General features: G+C 74.1%; 12 protein-coding genes. 7 read left to right on the forward strand and 5 right to left on the reverse strand.

Translation table 11 applies throughout. The annotated features are described in order from the left end of the window. Positions 1 to 17: 17 nt before the first annotated feature. On the reverse strand, positions 18 to 3,953 hold the full coding sequence (gene hrpA, locus KLI87_RS39475; protein WP_214621077.1) for an ATP-dependent RNA helicase HrpA: 3,936 nt from the start codon (positions 3,951 to 3,953) through the stop codon (positions 18 to 20). Between the two features lie 221 nt (positions 3,954 to 4,174). Between hrpA and KLI87_RS39480 the strand changes: the two genes are divergently transcribed. Further along, complete coding sequence (locus KLI87_RS39480; RefSeq protein WP_214621078.1) at positions 4,175 to 5,632, forward strand: serine/threonine-protein kinase; 1,458 nt, start codon at positions 4,175 to 4,177, stop codon at positions 5,630 to 5,632. Positions 5,633 to 5,641: 9 nt separating this feature from the next. On the opposite strand, the gene KLI87_RS39485 is transcribed toward KLI87_RS39480, so the two are convergent. Continuing rightward, positions 5,642 to 6,652: an aldo/keto reductase gene (locus tag KLI87_RS39485; RefSeq protein WP_156222496.1), complete on the reverse strand. Its 1,011-nt coding sequence runs from the start codon at positions 6,650 to 6,652 to the stop codon at positions 5,642 to 5,644. Between the two features lie 101 nt (positions 6,653 to 6,753). On the opposite strand from KLI87_RS39485, the gene KLI87_RS39490 reads away from it, so the two are divergent. From KLI87_RS39490 to KLI87_RS39505, 4 genes are all read left to right on the forward strand, one after another. Then, the gene (locus KLI87_RS39490; protein ID WP_214621079.1) at positions 6,754 to 7,404 is read left to right on the forward strand and encodes a hypothetical protein; all 651 of its coding nucleotides are present in this window, start codon (positions 6,754 to 6,756) and stop codon (positions 7,402 to 7,404) included. A gap of 71 nt (positions 7,405 to 7,475) precedes the next feature. Then, the gene (locus KLI87_RS39495) at positions 7,476 to 8,549 is read left to right on the forward strand and encodes an ABC transporter substrate-binding protein (protein ID WP_214621080.1); all 1,074 of its coding nucleotides are present in this window, start codon (positions 7,476 to 7,478) and stop codon (positions 8,547 to 8,549) included. Next, complete coding sequence (locus KLI87_RS39500) at positions 8,542 to 9,594, forward strand: iron ABC transporter permease (protein ID WP_156222500.1); 1,053 nt, start codon at positions 8,542 to 8,544, stop codon at positions 9,592 to 9,594. The genes KLI87_RS39495 and KLI87_RS39500 overlap by 8 nt, the downstream gene beginning before the upstream one ends. Further along, positions 9,594 to 10,364 (forward strand): ABC transporter ATP-binding protein, encoded by a 771-nt coding sequence (locus KLI87_RS39505; protein WP_214621081.1) that lies wholly within the window; start codon positions 9,594 to 9,596, stop codon positions 10,362 to 10,364. Before KLI87_RS39500 ends, KLI87_RS39505 begins: the two co-directional genes overlap by 1 nt. A gap of 159 nt (positions 10,365 to 10,523) precedes the next feature. On the opposite strand, the gene KLI87_RS39510 is transcribed toward KLI87_RS39505, so the two are convergent. From KLI87_RS39510 to KLI87_RS39520, 3 genes are read right to left on the reverse strand one after another with little or no spacing between them, the layout of a single operon-like run. Then, positions 10,524 to 11,288 carry an enoyl-CoA hydratase/isomerase family protein gene (locus tag KLI87_RS39510; protein WP_214621082.1) on the reverse strand — a complete coding sequence of 255 codons (765 nt, stop codon included), beginning with the start codon at positions 11,286 to 11,288 and terminating at the stop codon, positions 10,524 to 10,526. 23 nt (positions 11,289 to 11,311) lie between these two features. Continuing rightward, a complete protein-coding gene (gene glpK / locus KLI87_RS39515; RefSeq protein WP_214621083.1) occupies positions 11,312 to 12,838 on the reverse strand; it encodes a glycerol kinase GlpK in 1,527 nt (508 codons plus the stop codon). Positions 12,839 to 12,864: 26 nt separating this feature from the next. Then, positions 12,865 to 13,632 (reverse strand): IclR family transcriptional regulator, encoded by a 768-nt coding sequence (locus KLI87_RS39520; RefSeq protein ID WP_156222506.1) that lies wholly within the window; start codon positions 13,630 to 13,632, stop codon positions 12,865 to 12,867. 238 nt (positions 13,633 to 13,870) lie between these two features. Between KLI87_RS39520 and KLI87_RS39525 the strand changes: the two genes are divergently transcribed. Together KLI87_RS39525 and KLI87_RS39530 are read left to right on the forward strand one after the other, a co-directional pair. After that, on the forward strand, positions 13,871 to 14,707 hold the full coding sequence (locus tag KLI87_RS39525; RefSeq protein ID WP_214621084.1) for an MIP/aquaporin family protein: 837 nt from the start codon (positions 13,871 to 13,873) through the stop codon (positions 14,705 to 14,707). Then, positions 14,700 to 14,935 (forward strand): FGGY family carbohydrate kinase (locus KLI87_RS39530; protein ID WP_250904692.1); only part of this gene is annotated, 236 nt, incomplete at its 3' end. The genes KLI87_RS39525 and KLI87_RS39530, both read left to right, overlap by 8 nt.

A 14,935-nucleotide genomic window follows, 5' to 3' on the forward strand; every position in this document is an offset into this window, starting at 1 on the left:
CGATCATGCCGGGAACGCTAGAGCTGGGCGAGGGCCTTGCGGATCCGCTTGTCCGACACGGGGTAGCGCGTCCCGAGCTGCTGGGCGAACAGGCTGACCCGCAGCTCCTCCAGCATCCAGCGCACCTGCCGGGCGGCCTCGCCGTCGCGGCGGGCCGGGTGCAGCCGGCGGAGCGCCTGCTCGTACTCCTGCTCCAGCGTCTCGACCTGGTGCGCGAGCGCGCGGTCGCGCCCCGGGTTCTCGGGCAGCTTGTCGAGCCGAACCTGGAGGGCGCGCAGGTAGCGGGGCAGGTCGGGCAGCTGCGGCCACCCGGTCTCGGTGACGAACCCGGGCTTGACCAGCTGCGCGATATGGGCGCGGACGGCGGTCAGCGCGGGCACGAGCGTCAGGCTCGTCGTGCCGCGCAGCCGCCGGTCGATCTCGTGGGCCTCGGCGAGGATCCGCTCGACCAGCGCGACGATCGCGGCGGTCGCGTCGTGCAGGTCGGCGCGGACACGGTCGTAGAGGACGCGGAACCCCTCCTCGTCCCACGCGGGGCCGCCCGCCTCGGCGATGAGCCGGTCGGCGGCGGCGGTGACGCAGTCGTCGAACAGCGCGGCGACCGAGCCGTGCGGGTTGTGGCTGAGCGCCAGCTTCCCCTGGTTGGTCAGGCGGCCCTGGATGAGCTTCACCGGCGAGGGCGCGTTCAGCAGGATCAGCCTGCGGGTGCCGCGCCACATCGCGCGGCGCTGCTCGGCCTCCGTCTCATACATCCGGACGGCGACGCTGTCGCCCTCGTCGGTGAGCGCCGGGTACGCCTTGACGTCGTAGCCCGCCTGGTTCCGCTCGTAGGTGCGCGGCAGCTCGCCGATCGTCCACTCGCGCAGCCCGGACCGCTCGATCGTGGACGCCGCCTTGGACAGCGTCCCCCGGACCTTGCCCGCGAGGCGGCGCTTCAGCTCGTCCAGGTCGGTGCCCTCGCCGAGCGCCCGGCCCCGGTCGTCGACCACGCGGAACGTGATGCGCAGGTGCGCGGGCAGCCGGGAGGTGTCCCACGCCTCGCGCGCGACCGGGACGGAGGTCATCGCGGTCAGCTCGCGCTCCAGCGCGTCCAGCAGCGGCTCGGTGCGGGGGGCGACGCGGCCGAGGACCTTGCGGGCGTAGTCGGGCGCCGGGACGAAGTTGACGCGCAGCTGCTTGGGCAGCGACCGGATCAGCTCGGTGACCAGTTCGGCGCGCAGGCCGGGGACCTGCCAGTCGAAGCCGTCCGGCCGCACCTGGTTGAGGACCTGCACCGGGACGTGGACGGTCACGCCGTCGGCGTCGGTGCCCGGCTCGAACTGGTAGGTCAGCCGCAGGCCCAGCGGCCCCTGCCGCCACGCGTCGGGGTAGTCGGCCTCGCTGACGCCGTCGGCGGTGGCGTTGATGAGCATCGACTTCTCGAACCCGAGCAGGTCGGGGTCCTCGCGCCGGGCCTGCTTCCACCAGGCGTCGAAGTGCCGCCCGGACACGACGTCCTCCGGGACGCGCTCGTCGTAGAAGTCGAACAGGGTCTCGTCGTCGACGAGGATGTCGCGGCGCCGGGCGCGGTGCTCCAGCTCCTCCACCTCGTCCAGCAGGGCGCGGTTCTCGTGGAAGAACCGGTGGTGGGTCTCCCAGTCGCCCTCGACGAGCGCGTGCCGGATGAACAGCTCGCGGGACAGCGCCGGGTCAATCGAGCCGTAGTTGACGCGGCGGTCGGCGACGATCGGCACGCCGTAGAGCGTGACCTTCTCGTGCGCCATCACGGCCGCGCGCTTCTTCGACCAGTGCGGCTCGCTGTAGGAGCGCTTGACGAGGTGCCCGGCGAGCGGCTCGATCCACTCCGGCTCTATCTTCGCGTTGACCCGCGCCCACAGCCGGGACGTCTCGACCAACTCCGCCGACATCACCCAGCGGGGCGGCTTGCGGAACAGCGACGACCCGGGGAACACGGCGAACCGCGCGCCGCGCGCGCCGATGTACTCCTGGCCTCGGCGCTGCTTGGCGTCCTTCTTGTCGGCGTCCGCCAGGCCGACGTGGGAGAGCAGGCCCGACAGCAGCGAGACGTGGACGCGGTCGGGGGGCGCGTCGGCGGTGTTGACCGTGACGCCGAGGGTCTTGGCGACCTGTTTGAGCTGGCCGTGCAGGTCCTGCCACTCCCGCACGCGCAGGAAGTGCAGGAACTCGTTCTTGCACATCCGCCGGAACGCGCTGCCCGACAGCTCCTGCTGCTGTTCGCGCAGGTAGTTCCACAGGTTCAGGTAGGCGAGGAAGTCGGAGGTCGGGTCGGCGAACCGGCGGTGCCGCTCGTCGGCGGCCTGCTGGTCGTCGGCGGGGCGCTCGCGCGGGTCCTGGATGGACAGCGCGGCGGCGATGACGAGCACCTCGCGCACGCAGCCGTTGCGGTCGGCCTCCAGCACCATCCGCGCGAGCCTCGGGTCGACGGGGAGCTGCGCGAGGCGGCGGCCGAGCGGGGTGAGGCGCCTGCGCGGGTCCTTCTCGGCCGGGTCGATCGCGCCCAGCTCGTGCAGCAGGTCGACGCCCGCCTTCACGTTGCGGCGGTCCGGCGGCTCGACGAACGGGAACGCGGCGATGTCGCCGAGGCCGAGCGCCGTCATCTGCAGGATGACCGACGCCAGGTTCGTGCGGAGGATCTCCGGGTCGGTGAACTCGGGGCGGGACTCGAAGTCCTCCTCGGAGTACAGCCGGATGCACACGCCCTCGGACACGCGCCCGCAGCGCCCCTTGCGCTGGTTCGCCGACGCCTGCGACACGGGCTCGATCGGGAGCCGCTGCACCTTCAGCCGGTGGCTGTAGCGGGAGATCCGCGCGGTGCCGGGGTCGACGACGTACTTGATGCCGGGGACGGTCAGCGACGTCTCGGCGACGTTGGTCGCGAGGACGATCCGGCGCCCGCGGTGCGGCTGGAACACGCGGTGCTGCTCGGCCGCCGACAGCCGCGCGTACAGCGGGACGACCTCGGCCGTCCCCCGCTGCCGCTGGAAGTGCTTGGTGAGCGCGTCGGCGGTGTCGCGGATCTCGCGCTCGCCGCTGAGGAACACCAGCACGTCGCCGGGCGCCTCGCGGCCCAGCTCGTCCACCGCGTCGAGGATCGCCTGGACCTGGTCGCGGTCGGGGTCGGCGGACGGGTCGTCGGGGTCGGTGACGGGCCGGTAGCGGACCTCCACCGGGTAGGTCCGCCCGGACACCTCCACGATCGGCGCGTCGTCGAAGTGCGCCGAGAACCGCTCGGGGTCGATCGTCGCCGAGGTGATGATCACCTTCAGGTCGGGGCGCCTCGGCAGGATCTCCTTGACGTAGCCGAGCAGGAAGTCGATGTTGAGGCTGCGCTCGTGCGCCTCGTCGATGATCAGCGTGTCGTAGCGGCGCAGCAGCCGGTCGGTCTGGATCTCGGCGAGCAGGATGCCGTCGGTCATCAGCTTGACGAGCGTGTCGTCGCCGGAGCGGTCGGTGAAGCGGACCTTGTAGCCGACGGCGTCGCCCAGCCCGGTGCCGAGCTCCTCGGCGATCCGGTCGGCGACGGTGCGGGCGGCGAGGCGGCGCGGCTGGGTGTGCCCGATCGAGCCGAGCACGCCCCGGCCCAGCTCCAGGCAGATCTTGGGGATCTGCGTCGTCTTGCCCGACCCGGTCTCGCCCGCGACGATCACGACCTGGTGGTCGCGGACGGCGGCGAGGATGTCGTCCTTCTTGCGCGCGACGGGCAGCTCGGCCGGGTAGGTGATCGCGGGCACGGCCGCGCGCCGCCGCTCGACCCGCCGCTCGGCGGCCTCGATGTCGGCGGCGATCTCCTCGGCGACCCTGGTCCGGCGCGCGGCGTCGCGCGTCTTCTGCGCGCCGTCGATACGGCGGCGCAGGCGGTGCTGGTCGAGCAGCGTCAGCCCCGGCAGGCGCGCGCGCAGCCCGGCGAGCGGCGAGTTCACAGACGTCCTCATAATCCTCGACAAGGATAGGGTTCGGGCGCCCCCGGCCCGCTCCCCCCTCAAACCTTCGCACCGTAGCCGCAACGGCCCACGCGGGGCGATCGAATTTCCGGCGGTCCGGTGTACAACACCGCGCCCCCGGCCGCGATTCCCGCCGCCCGTACGCGGCGTACCGGATCCTTCACCTGGAGACACTGACCGTTCGGCCGGAGGATCCCTCATGATTGTGTGACATGGAGACCCCGAGGGCCGCCGGCCGCCACACGATCGTCCGCCTGCTCGGCTCGGGCGGGTTCGCGACCGTCTGGCTCGGCCACGACCCGGAGCTCGACGCGCCGGTGGCCGTCAAGATCCTCGGCGAGCACTGGACGCACCGCGCCGACGTCCGGGAGCGGTTCGTCCGGGAGGCGCGGCTCCTGCGGCGCGCCGACTCGCCCCGGCTCGTGCAGGTCTTCGACATCGGCGAGCTGCCCGACGGGCGCCCCTACTTCGTGATGACCTACGCCGACCGGGGCACGCTGGAGGACCGGCTCGCCGGGGGGCCGCTGCCGCTGAACGAGGCGCTGCGGATCGCGCGGGAGATCATCCTGGGCGTCGGGGAGCTGCACGGGCTCGGCGTCGTGCACCGCGACCTGAAGCCGTCCAACGTGCTGCTGCGGGCCGCGCCCGGCGACGCCGGTGCGAGCGGGGGCGAGGGCGGGGGCGAGGGCGAGCGGGTGCTCATCGCCGACCTCGGCATCGCGCGCACCGACGACCGGCTGTCGAGCCTGACGCTGCCCGCCGGGTCGCCCGGCTACATGGCGCCCGAGCAGGCGCAGATCGACGGCGCCCCCGACCGCCGCGCCGACGTGTACGGGCTCGGCGCGCTCACCTACCACCTGCTGACCGGTGAGCCGCCGCGCACGCCCCCCGTGCCGCCGAGCGGGCTGAACCCGGCCGTCCCGCCCCGGGTGGACGCGGCCGTGCTGCGCGCCCTGGAGCCCGACCGGGAGCGCCGCTGGCCGAGCGCGGAGGAGTTCGGCGCCGCGCTCGCCGACGCGACCAGCTCCGTCGACACCGACCCCCTGCCCGGCGCGCCGCCGGCCGCGGTGGCGCGCCGGACCCGGCTGCCGCGCCGCCGGACCGCCGTCGCCGGCGCCGCCCTCGCGGCCGCGGTCGCCATGGGCGGCGCGGCGTGGGCCGTCGCGGGCATGGGCGGCGACGGGTCCGCGGCGGAGGACGCGCACTCGCGCTACCTGCGCGCCGGGTCGGACGTGCCGCGCCCGTACAGGGACCTGATCGTCCGGGCGGGCACGTGGTGCGACATGCCGGGCCTGAGCCCGGCGCTGATCGCGGCGATGCTGAAGGCGGAGAGCGGCTTCGACCCGCACCTGTCCGACCCGGCGAAGGACGAGTACGGCATCGCGCGCTGGACGCCGAAGATCCTGGTGTTCTGGCAGCCGGGCGGCCTGAACAACCCCGAGCCCAGGCCCGCCCAGATCACCCCGGAGCTGTCGATCCCGGCGATGGGCCGCTACCTGTGCTTCTGGGGCAAGGACCTGAAGGGCGTCCCGGGCGACCCGGCCCTGAACCTCGCGGTCAGCTACCGCAGCTCGTCCAAGACCGTCGTCAAGGAGGGCGGCGTCCCGGCCCGGTTCATGCCGTACGCGGAGAAGGTCCGCCGCTACCTGGCCGACTACCGGCCGCGCTGAGCGGCGGCGTCAGTACCTCCCTCCGACGGCCGGGGGGACGGCGTCCAGCTCGGCGAGGTCCCCCTCGGTCAGCTCCAGGTCGGCGGCGCCCGCGTTGTCGCGCAGGTAGCGGACCTTCTTGGTGCCGGGGATGGGGATGACGTGGTCGCCCTGGGCGAGCGTCCAGGCGATGGCGACCTGCGCCGGGGTGGCGCCGTGCCGCTCCGCGACCGCCTTGACGACGTCCACGATGCGCTGGTTGGCCTTCAGCGCCTCCTCCTGGAAGCGCGGGTTGATGACCCGGAAGTCGTCGTCCTCGAAGTCGGTCGTGGTGACGGTCCCGGTGAGGAAGCCCCGGCCGAGCGGCGAGAACGGCACGAACGCCGCGCCGTTGGCCGCGCACCAGCCGACCACGTCCCCGGCGTCCCCGGTGCCGCCGACCACGCTGAGCATGCCGACCGGGCCGCTGGACTCGGCGGGCGGCGCGCCCAGGGCGTCCCGCGTCCACAGCGACAGCTCCGACTGGACGGCGGCGACCGGATGGACCGCGTGCGCCTCGGCGGCCTGCGCGACGCTCACCTCCGACAGCCCGAGGGCGCGCACCTTGCCCTCGGCGACCAGCTCGGCCATCGCGCCCCAGGTCTCGGTCAGCGGCACGTCCGGGTCGACGCGGTGCAGGTAGTACAGGTCGATCACGTCGGTGTCCAGGCGGCGCAGGCTCTCCTCGGCCGAGGTCTTCACGTGCTCGGGCGTGCCGCGCCGGACCATCTTGAACGTCGCCTCGTCCTCCACGACCAGGCCGGTCTTGGTCGCGAGGACGGCCTCGTCCCTGCGCCCGGCGAGCGCCCGGCCCACCAGCCCCTCGTTGTGGCCGTCGCCGTACGGCTGGGCGGTGTCCAGGAACGTCACGCCGAGGTCGAGCGCCTCGCGGATCAACGCGATCGACGCCGTGTCGTCGGACTCCCCGTAAGCCCAGCTCATCCCCATGCAGCCGAGCCCGATCGCGCCCACCGGCCTACCCGCGAAGTCACGATTTTTCATGCTCGCTACTCCTTCTTCTAGGTTGCGCGATCCGCTCACGTTACCGGCGTTGATCGTGGGGCGCCTTGGGAGGCGCGCGGGCGCGTCATAGGCTGAGCCGCGTGACCGGCCCAGGTGCGGCGACGCCGCGGTACGCGCGGGGCACGCGGTACGCGCGGGGCGCCTTCCTCGCCGCCGCGTGCACGGCCCTCGCGCTCGCCGGGCACGTCGCCGGCGGCCGCGGGGCCTGCTGCGTGCCGCCGCTCCCGGCCGTCCTCGGCACCGGGGCGGTGGTCGGCGCGCTGTGCGTCGGCCTCGCCGGGCGGATGATGTCGTTCCGGCGGATCCTGGCCGTCGTGGGCTGGGCGCAGGTCGCCTTCCACTTCGCCTTCACGTTCGCCGCGTCCGGTGCCGGCCCCGCGCACCACATGGAGGCGGGCGGCCCGCCCATCGCGCCTCCGCCCGCCCCCGGCCCCGGTGCCGGGATGGCGCACGGCCTCGGGCTCGGGCCCTCGATGCTGGCGGGGCACGCCCTCGCCGCGCTCGCCGCCGCGCTGCTGCTCTCCGGCGCCGAGCGCGCCCTGGACTGGCTGTACGGGGCGGTCTTCGCGGCGGTCGCGCGGCCGCTCCCGATCGCGCCCGCGCGGACGATCCGTCCGCCGCGTCCGGTCGTGGTCGTGGTCGCGGGCGACCCGGCGCCGCGGCTCGGCGTCCTGCTGGCCCGCGCCGTCCGGCGCCGCGGCCCTCCGGTGGCCCCGCCGCGCGCCGCCTGACCCCGCCCGACCCGGCGGGGCGGTGCGGCGTGCCACGCATGCCATCACCCCACCGGAATAAGGGACCCCCCATGTTCAATCGCAAGGCAGCGCTGTCCGCGCTCACCGCCTGCGCACTGCTCGGCGCCGCCGCGTGCGCCGGAGACTCCGGCGGCGAGGCGACCGCCGTCAAGCTCGACGGCGCCCCCGGCGCCACGTCCTACCCGCTCTCCTTCGACAACTGCGGGCAGAAGGTGTCCTTCACCCGCCCGCCGGGCCGCGTCCTGATCCTGAACGGGACGTCGGTCGCCGAGTCGGAGAGCTTCGTCATGCTCGGCCTGCAACGGCACGTCCTCGCCAACGCCCAGTCCTACGGGGTGTCGGACGACCCGTCGATGGTCGCGGCGATCAAGGCCATGCCCAACGGCGGCCTCACGATGAACAAGAACTTCGAGGTGCCCGCCGAGCAGGTCCTCGCCGCCAAGCCCGACCTGGTGATATCGACCTGGTCGGGCGGGTTCGACGCCAAACGCGGTCTCGCCACCCGCGAGCAGCTCGCCGCCGCCGGGATCACCACGCTCGTCAACCCCGTGAACTGCGCCTACGGCAAGACGGGCGCGTCGCGGGCGGAGAAGCGCGCCTACGAGGGGATCTCGATCGACTCCTCGCACGAGTTCCTGCGGCTGCTCGGCCTGGTGTTCGACGTCCAGCGCAGGGCCGCCGAGGTGACCGCCGACCTGCGGCGCAGGGTCCAGGCCGTGCGGACGCGGGTCGCCGGCAGGCCGCCGCGCAAGGTGCTGATCGTCTATCCCGGCATGTCGATGATGAACGCCTCCGGGCTGCCCGCCGTGATGACCGGGCGGATCACCGACGAGGTGATCTCCGCGGCGGGCGGCGTCAACGCGTTCGCCGGCCGCTCCCGGGACGTGACCAGCACGCTCACCAAGGAGCAGCTCGCCGTGGCCGACGTGGACGTCGTCGCCGTCGGCGTGTTCACCCCCTCGGAGAAGCCGGCGGAGGAGGCGAAGCGGCTGTTCGCCGAGTACCCGCAGTGGCGGGCGTCCAAGACCGGGACGTACACGACGCTCGCGGACGGCGCGTTCCTCGGCCCGCTCAACGCCTGGGCCGTGGAGCGGCTCGCCAAGGTGGTGCACCCCGATGGCTGACCTCGCCCGCCGGGGGCCGCACATGGTCTCCGGCCGCATGACCGGCGTGCTCATCGCGGGCCTGGTGGTCGCGCTCGCGCTCGCCGCCATCGCCGCTATCTCGATCGGGTCGGTGAACCTGCCGGTCGGCTCGGTGTGGCGGGTGGTCGGCGCGCACCTCACCGGGTCCGCGTCGGGCGACCCGCTGCGCGAGCAGGTCGTGTGGGAGATCCGCACGCCGCGCGTGCTGGTCGCGGCGCTGGTCGGCGCGGGGCTGAGCGCGGCGGGCGTGGCGCTCCAGGCGCTGGTCCGCAACCCGCTCGCCGACCCCTACGTGCTCGGGATCTCCTCCGGGGCCTCGCTGGGCGCGGTGCTGGTCGTCTCGTCGGGCGTGACGCTGGTCGGCGGGCTCGGGGTGACCGGCGCGGCGTTCGCGACGGCGGTCCTCAGCGTCCTGGTCGTGTACCTGCTCGCCCAGCGCGGCGGGCGGCTGCTGGACTCGCGGCTCGTCCTCGCGGGCGTCGCGGTCGGCTACCTGTGCTCGGCCGCGACCAGCTACATCCAGCTCCAGGTGGACCCGACCGAGCTGCACGGGCTGATGTTCTGGCTGATGGGCAGCGTCGCGGGCGTGACCTGGTCCGACCTCGGCCTGCCCGCCGCCGTCATCGCCGTGTGCACGCTGTTCCTGCTGGCGCAGGGGCGCGGCCTCAACGCGCTGGCGGCGGGGGACGACGCGGCGGCGGGGCTCGGCGCGTCCGTGCGGACGCTGCGGATCGCGCTGCTGGTCGTCGCGTCGCTGCTGACCGCGACGTCGGTCAGCGTGGTCGGCGGCATCGGGTTCGTCGGGCTGATGGTGCCGCACACCGCGCGGTTCCTCGTCGGCGGCGACCACCGGCGGGTGCTGCCGGTGGCGACGCTGGGCGGCGCGGTGTTCCTCGTCGCGGTGGACATCGCCGCCCGCACCGTCGACCGGCCGAACGAGCTGCCCATCGGGATCTTCACGACCGGTCTCGGCGTCCCGTTCTTCCTGTGGCTGCTGCGGCGCCGGTCCGGAGGCGAGCACTGATGCGGCTGGTCATCGCGGGCGTCACCGCCGAGATCGAGGGCACGCCGATCGTGTCCGAGGTCGACCTCGTCGCCGAGCCCGGCATGTTCGTCGGGCTGATCGGCCCGAACGGGAGCGGGAAGTCGACGCTGCTGCGCACCGTCTACCGCTCGCTGCGCCCCGCCGCCGGGGCCGTGTCGCTGGACGGCGACGACCTGTGGCGGATGCGCGCCCGGCACGCGGCGCGCCGCCGCGCCGTCGTCACCCAGCACGGCGACCTGGCCGGGGAGTTCTCCGTCGCCGAGGTCGTCGCGATGGGGCGCGCCCCGCACAAGGGCCTGCTCGACCGCGAGGACGCGGCCGACCGGGCGGTCGTCGCCGAGTCGCTGGAGCGGGTCGGGCTCGCGCACGCGTCCGACCGGCTGTTCTCGACGCTGTCGGGCGGCGAGCGGCAGCGCGCCCTCGTCGCGCGGGCGCTCGCGCAGGAGGCGCCGCTGCTGGTGCTGGACGAGCCGACCAACCACCTGGACGTCCGGGCCCAACTCGGCCTGCTCGACCTCGTCAGGTCGCTCGGGCTGACGCTGCTCACCGCGCTGCACGACCTCGACCACGCGGCGGCCTACTGCGACCGCATTGTCGTGCTGGAACACGGGAGGGTGCGGGCGTCCGGGCCGCCGCTGGAGGTGCTGACGCCGGAGTTCGTCGCCGAGGTGTTCGGCGTGCGCGCCCACATCGGCGCCCACCCCATCACCGGCCGCCCCCACATCGCGATCGCGAGCCTTGTCGATTAAGACCGGCCACACCCCTCGCCTGGCGGCTCGGGGCGTGACCGTGCCTTCGGCGAGTGCGGCATCGCTTCGCGATCTTCCCGGTGGGGCTCGCCTCCGGCGTCGCCCCACCGGTCAGGTCACGCACTCGCGTGGTGGCTGTCGCCTTGGCGCCGGCGGGTGTCAGCGGCCCTCGAAGCGGGGGGTGCGGCGTTCGGTGAACGCCGCACGCCCCTCGGCGAAGTCGGCGGTGCCGAACAGGGCCGCCTGCTCCTCGCACTCGGCCTCCAGCAGGGCGTCCAGGCTCCGGTCGGCGAGGGTGAGCATGCGTTTGGCGGCGGCGACCGCCAGCGGGGCGAGGGCGGCGGCCTCGGCGGCGCGCTCCAGGGCCGCCTCCAGCGCGCCGCCGGACGGGGCGAGGGAGTCGGCGAGGCCGATCTCGTGGGCGCGGGAGGCGGGCACCGCCCTGCCGAACAGCAGCATGTCGGCGGCGCGGCCGCTGCCGACGCGTCTCGGGAGCGTCCAGAGGAGCCCGCCGTCGGCGACGAGGCCGACCCGGCCGAACGAGGCGACGAACCGGGCGTCCTCGGCGGCGACCACGTGGTCGCAGACGGCGGCGAGCGAGACGCCGAGACCGGCGGCGACGCCCTCGACCGCCGCGACCACGGGCGTCCCGCCGGTGGCGATGAGCCGGACCGCCTCGTGCAGCGGCGCCAGCCGCGCGCGGACGGCCTCCGGGCGGGCGCCCTCCATCGAGCGGACGTCGCCGCCCGCCGAGAACGTGCCGCCCGCGCCGGTCAGCACGACCGCGCGCACGGCCGGGTCGTCCATGGCGCGGCGCGTCTCGTCCCTGAGGAGTTCGCGGGTCGGGACGTCGATCGCGTTGCGGACCTCGGGGCGGTCGATCGTGAGCACCCGGGTCGGGCCGTGGTCGGTCGCGGTGATCAAGCGGGTTCCCTCCTCGGGGTCGGCTAGCGGTCGGCGGGGTCGCCGTCCTCGGCGCGGATCCAGCCGAACGTGCGCTCCACGGCGCGCCGCCAGTTGTCGTACTCGGCGGCGCGGCGCCCCGGGTCCATCGCCGGGACCCACCGCGCCGCGCGGTGCCAGTTGCGCCGCAGCCCTTCCAGGCCCGCCCAGTAGCCGACCGCGAGCCCGGCGGCGTAGGCGGCGCCGAGCGAGACGGTCTCCACGACCATCGGCCGCGCGACCGGCACGTTCAGCACGTCCGCGACGATCTGCATGAGCAGGTTGTCGGAGGTCATGCCGCCGTCGGCCTTCAACTCCCGCAGGCCGAGCCCGGAGTCGCGGTTCATCGCGTCCACGACCTCGCGGGTCTGCCAGCCGGTCGCCTCCAGCACCGCCCGCGCCAGGTGGTGCTTGGTGATGTAGGAGGTCAGCCCGACGATGACGCCGCGAGCCTCGCCGCGCCAGTGCGGCGCGAACAGCCCGGAGAACGCCGGGACGATGTAGCAGCCGCCGTTGTCGTCGACCGCGCGGGCCAGCGTCTCGATCTCCGGCGCGGTGGTGATCAGCCCGAGCCCGTCGCGGAACCACTGGACGAGCGCGCCGGTGATCGCGATCGAGCCCTCCAGCGCGTACACGGCGGGCTCGTCGCCGATCTTGTAGCCGACGGTGGTGAGCAGCCCGTTGGCCGAGCGCACCGGCGCCGTCCCGGTGTTCATCAGCAGGAACGCGCCGGTGCCGTAGGTGCACTTGGTCTCGCCGGGCGCGAAGCAGGTCTGCCCGAACAGCGCGGCCTGCTGGTCGCCGAGCGCCGCGCCGATCCGCACGCCGGGGAACACTTTGCGCGCCGTCCCGTAGGTCTCGCTGGACGAGCGGATCTCCGGCAGCATCGCCCTCGGCACGCCGAAGAACGCCAGCAGGTCGTCGTCCCAGGCCAGTGTGCGCAGGTCCATGAGCAGGGTGCGGCTCGCGTTGGTCACGTCGGTGACGTGGACGCCGCCGTCGACGCCGCCGCTGAGGTTCCAGATCAGCCAGCTCTCCATGGTGCCGAACAGCACCTCGCCGCGCTCGGCGCGCTCGCGCAGGCCGGGCGTGTGGTCGAGCCGCCAGCGCACGCGCGGCGCCGAGAAGTAGGTGGCGAGCGGCAGGCCGCTGCGCCCGGGGACCGCCGCGGCGCCCGGCGCGCGGGCCAACTCGTCGACGAGCGCGGCGGTGCGGGTGTCCTGCCAGACGATCGCGCGGCCGACCGGGACGCCGGTGAGCCGGTCCCACAGGACGGTCGTCTCCCGCTGGTTGGCGATGCCGACGGCGACGACCTGGTCCGCCGTCGCGCCCGCCTGCGCCAGCGCCTCCGGGGCGATCCGCTCCAGGTTCCGCCAGATCTCCAGCGGGTCGTGCTCGACCCAGCCGGGTTTCGGGAAGTGCTGGCGGTGCTCGCGCTGCGCCACCGACACCAGCCGGCCGCCGTGGTCGAACAGGATGCACCGCGTGGACGTCGTGCCCTGGTCGATCGACATCACGTAGCGTTCGGTCACCGGCCGCCCCTCCCCTGGGTCATGCCCTACCAGCGTGAACCGCCGAGGTCGCGGGAGACGGCGCGCGCCGCGTCCCGGACGAACGCCACGAGCCGCGGCTCGGGCACCCGGCTCGCGTCGCAGACCCGCTCGACCGCGCCGGAGATCCCGATGGCGCCGACGACGAGCCCCCCGTGGCCGCGGATCGGCGCGGCGATGCCCGCCTCGCCGATCGACAGCTCCTCCACCTCCGCCGCCCACCCGCTCTCCCGGACGCGGGTGGCGGCGCGGGCGAGCGCGCGCGGCTCGGTGATCGTCCGCCGGCAGTACGGCTCCAGGACGGTGTCGCGGATCGAGGCCGCCGCGTTGGCGTCGTGCGCGAGCAGCGCCTTGCCGAGCGCGGTGGCGTGCAGCGGCAGCAGCGTCCCGACGTCCATCGCCTGGAGCGTGTCGTCGGGCCGGAAGACGTGGTGGACGACCAGGACCCGCCCCTCCAGCAGCGTCCCGATCCGGACGGCCTCGCCGCTGCGCGAGGCGAGCGCGTCCGCCCAGTTGATCGCCCGCGAGCGCAGCTCGTTGACGTCCAGGTAGCTGGTGCCGAGGTGCAGCAGCGCCGCGCCGAGCTGGTACTTGCCGGAGCCGTCGTCTCGCTCGACGAACCCGACGCGCTCCAGCGTCCGCAGGATGCCGTGCGCGGTGCCTCGGGCCAGGCCCAGGGACCCGGCGATCTCGCCGGCCCCGAGCCGGCCCTGGCTCGCGGCGAGCAGCCGCAGGATCGCGGCGGCCCGCTCGATCGACTGCACAGGTCCGGGCATGGGGCGGATGCTAGTTCTGCGGACGCGGTGCCGACAATGTCGGCACCCGCCGTCATCACCGCCTCCCGCCCCGTGAACTGCCCGGACTCTGTGATCTTGTGCACGGGGCCGAGGTTAACCGCCGCCGGACGGCGGCGAAAGTGTTCGACAATGTCGGCACTGACCTGTTGTAAGCCGTTCCGCCGCCATCTAGCGTCCAGGCCACCGCGACCGCCCCCGCGCGCCGAGGAGAGCAGACATGGCGGAACGAACCAAGACCGGGGTGCCGGCCGGTGAGCTCGCCGCCGAGTTCGCCGGCACCCTGATCCTCATCCTGTTCGGCATCGGCGTCGTCGCCCAGGTGGCGGCCGCCGAGATCGGCGACCACGACAGCATCGCCTGGGCCTGGGGCCTCGGCGTCACGCTGGGCGTCTACGTCGCGGCGCGGATCAGCGGCGCGCACCTCAACCCGGCGGTGACGCTCTCGCTCGCGGTGTTCCGGGAGTTCCCCTGGCGGAAGGTGGCGCCCTACGCCGCCGCGCAGACGCTCGGGGCGTTCGTCGCGGCGCTGATCGTCCGGTGGAACTACAGCGAGGTGCTCGCCAAGGCCGACCCCGGCCACACCATCAAGACGCAGGGCGTCTTCTCGACGCTGCCCGGCAACGGGTCGCTTCCGGTGGGCACCTGGGGCGCGTTCCGCGACCAGGTGATCGGCACCGCGATCCTGCTGTTCGTGATCAAGGCCGTCACCGACGTGCGCAACGCGCCGCCGCTGGCGAACCTGGCGCCGTTCATCATCGGCCTGCTGGTCGTCGCGATCGGCATGGCCTTCGGCACGGACGCCGGTTACGCGATCAACCCGGCGCGCGACTTCGGGCCCCGGCTCGCCTCCTACCTCACCGGATACGGGAGCGCGTGGCGCGACCAGCACGGCGACCTCTACTTCTGGGTGCCGATCGTCGGCCCGCTGATCGGCGGCGTGCTCGGCGCCGGCCTCTACAAGGTCCTGATCGGACGGTTCCTGCCCGCCGAGGCACCCCCCTCGTCCCAACCCGAGCCCGAATACGAGACGGCAGGAGACCCCACCCATGGCTGAGTTCGTCGGTGCGTTGGACCAGGGCACGACCAGTACCCGGTTCATGGTGTTCGACCATGGCGGCGGCGAGGTCGCGCGGCATCAGTTGGAGCATGAGCAGATCCTGCCGCGGGCGGGGTGGGTGGAGCACAACCCGACCGAGATCTGGGAGCGGACCCGGGCGGTGATCCAGACCACGCTGAACAAGGCGCACCTGTCCCACACCGATCTGGCGGCGCTGGGGATCAC

Source organism: Actinomadura sp. NEAU-AAG7, assembly GCF_018603865.1.
Classification (GTDB): domain Bacteria; phylum Actinomycetota; class Actinomycetes; order Streptosporangiales; family Streptosporangiaceae; genus Spirillospora; species Spirillospora litoris.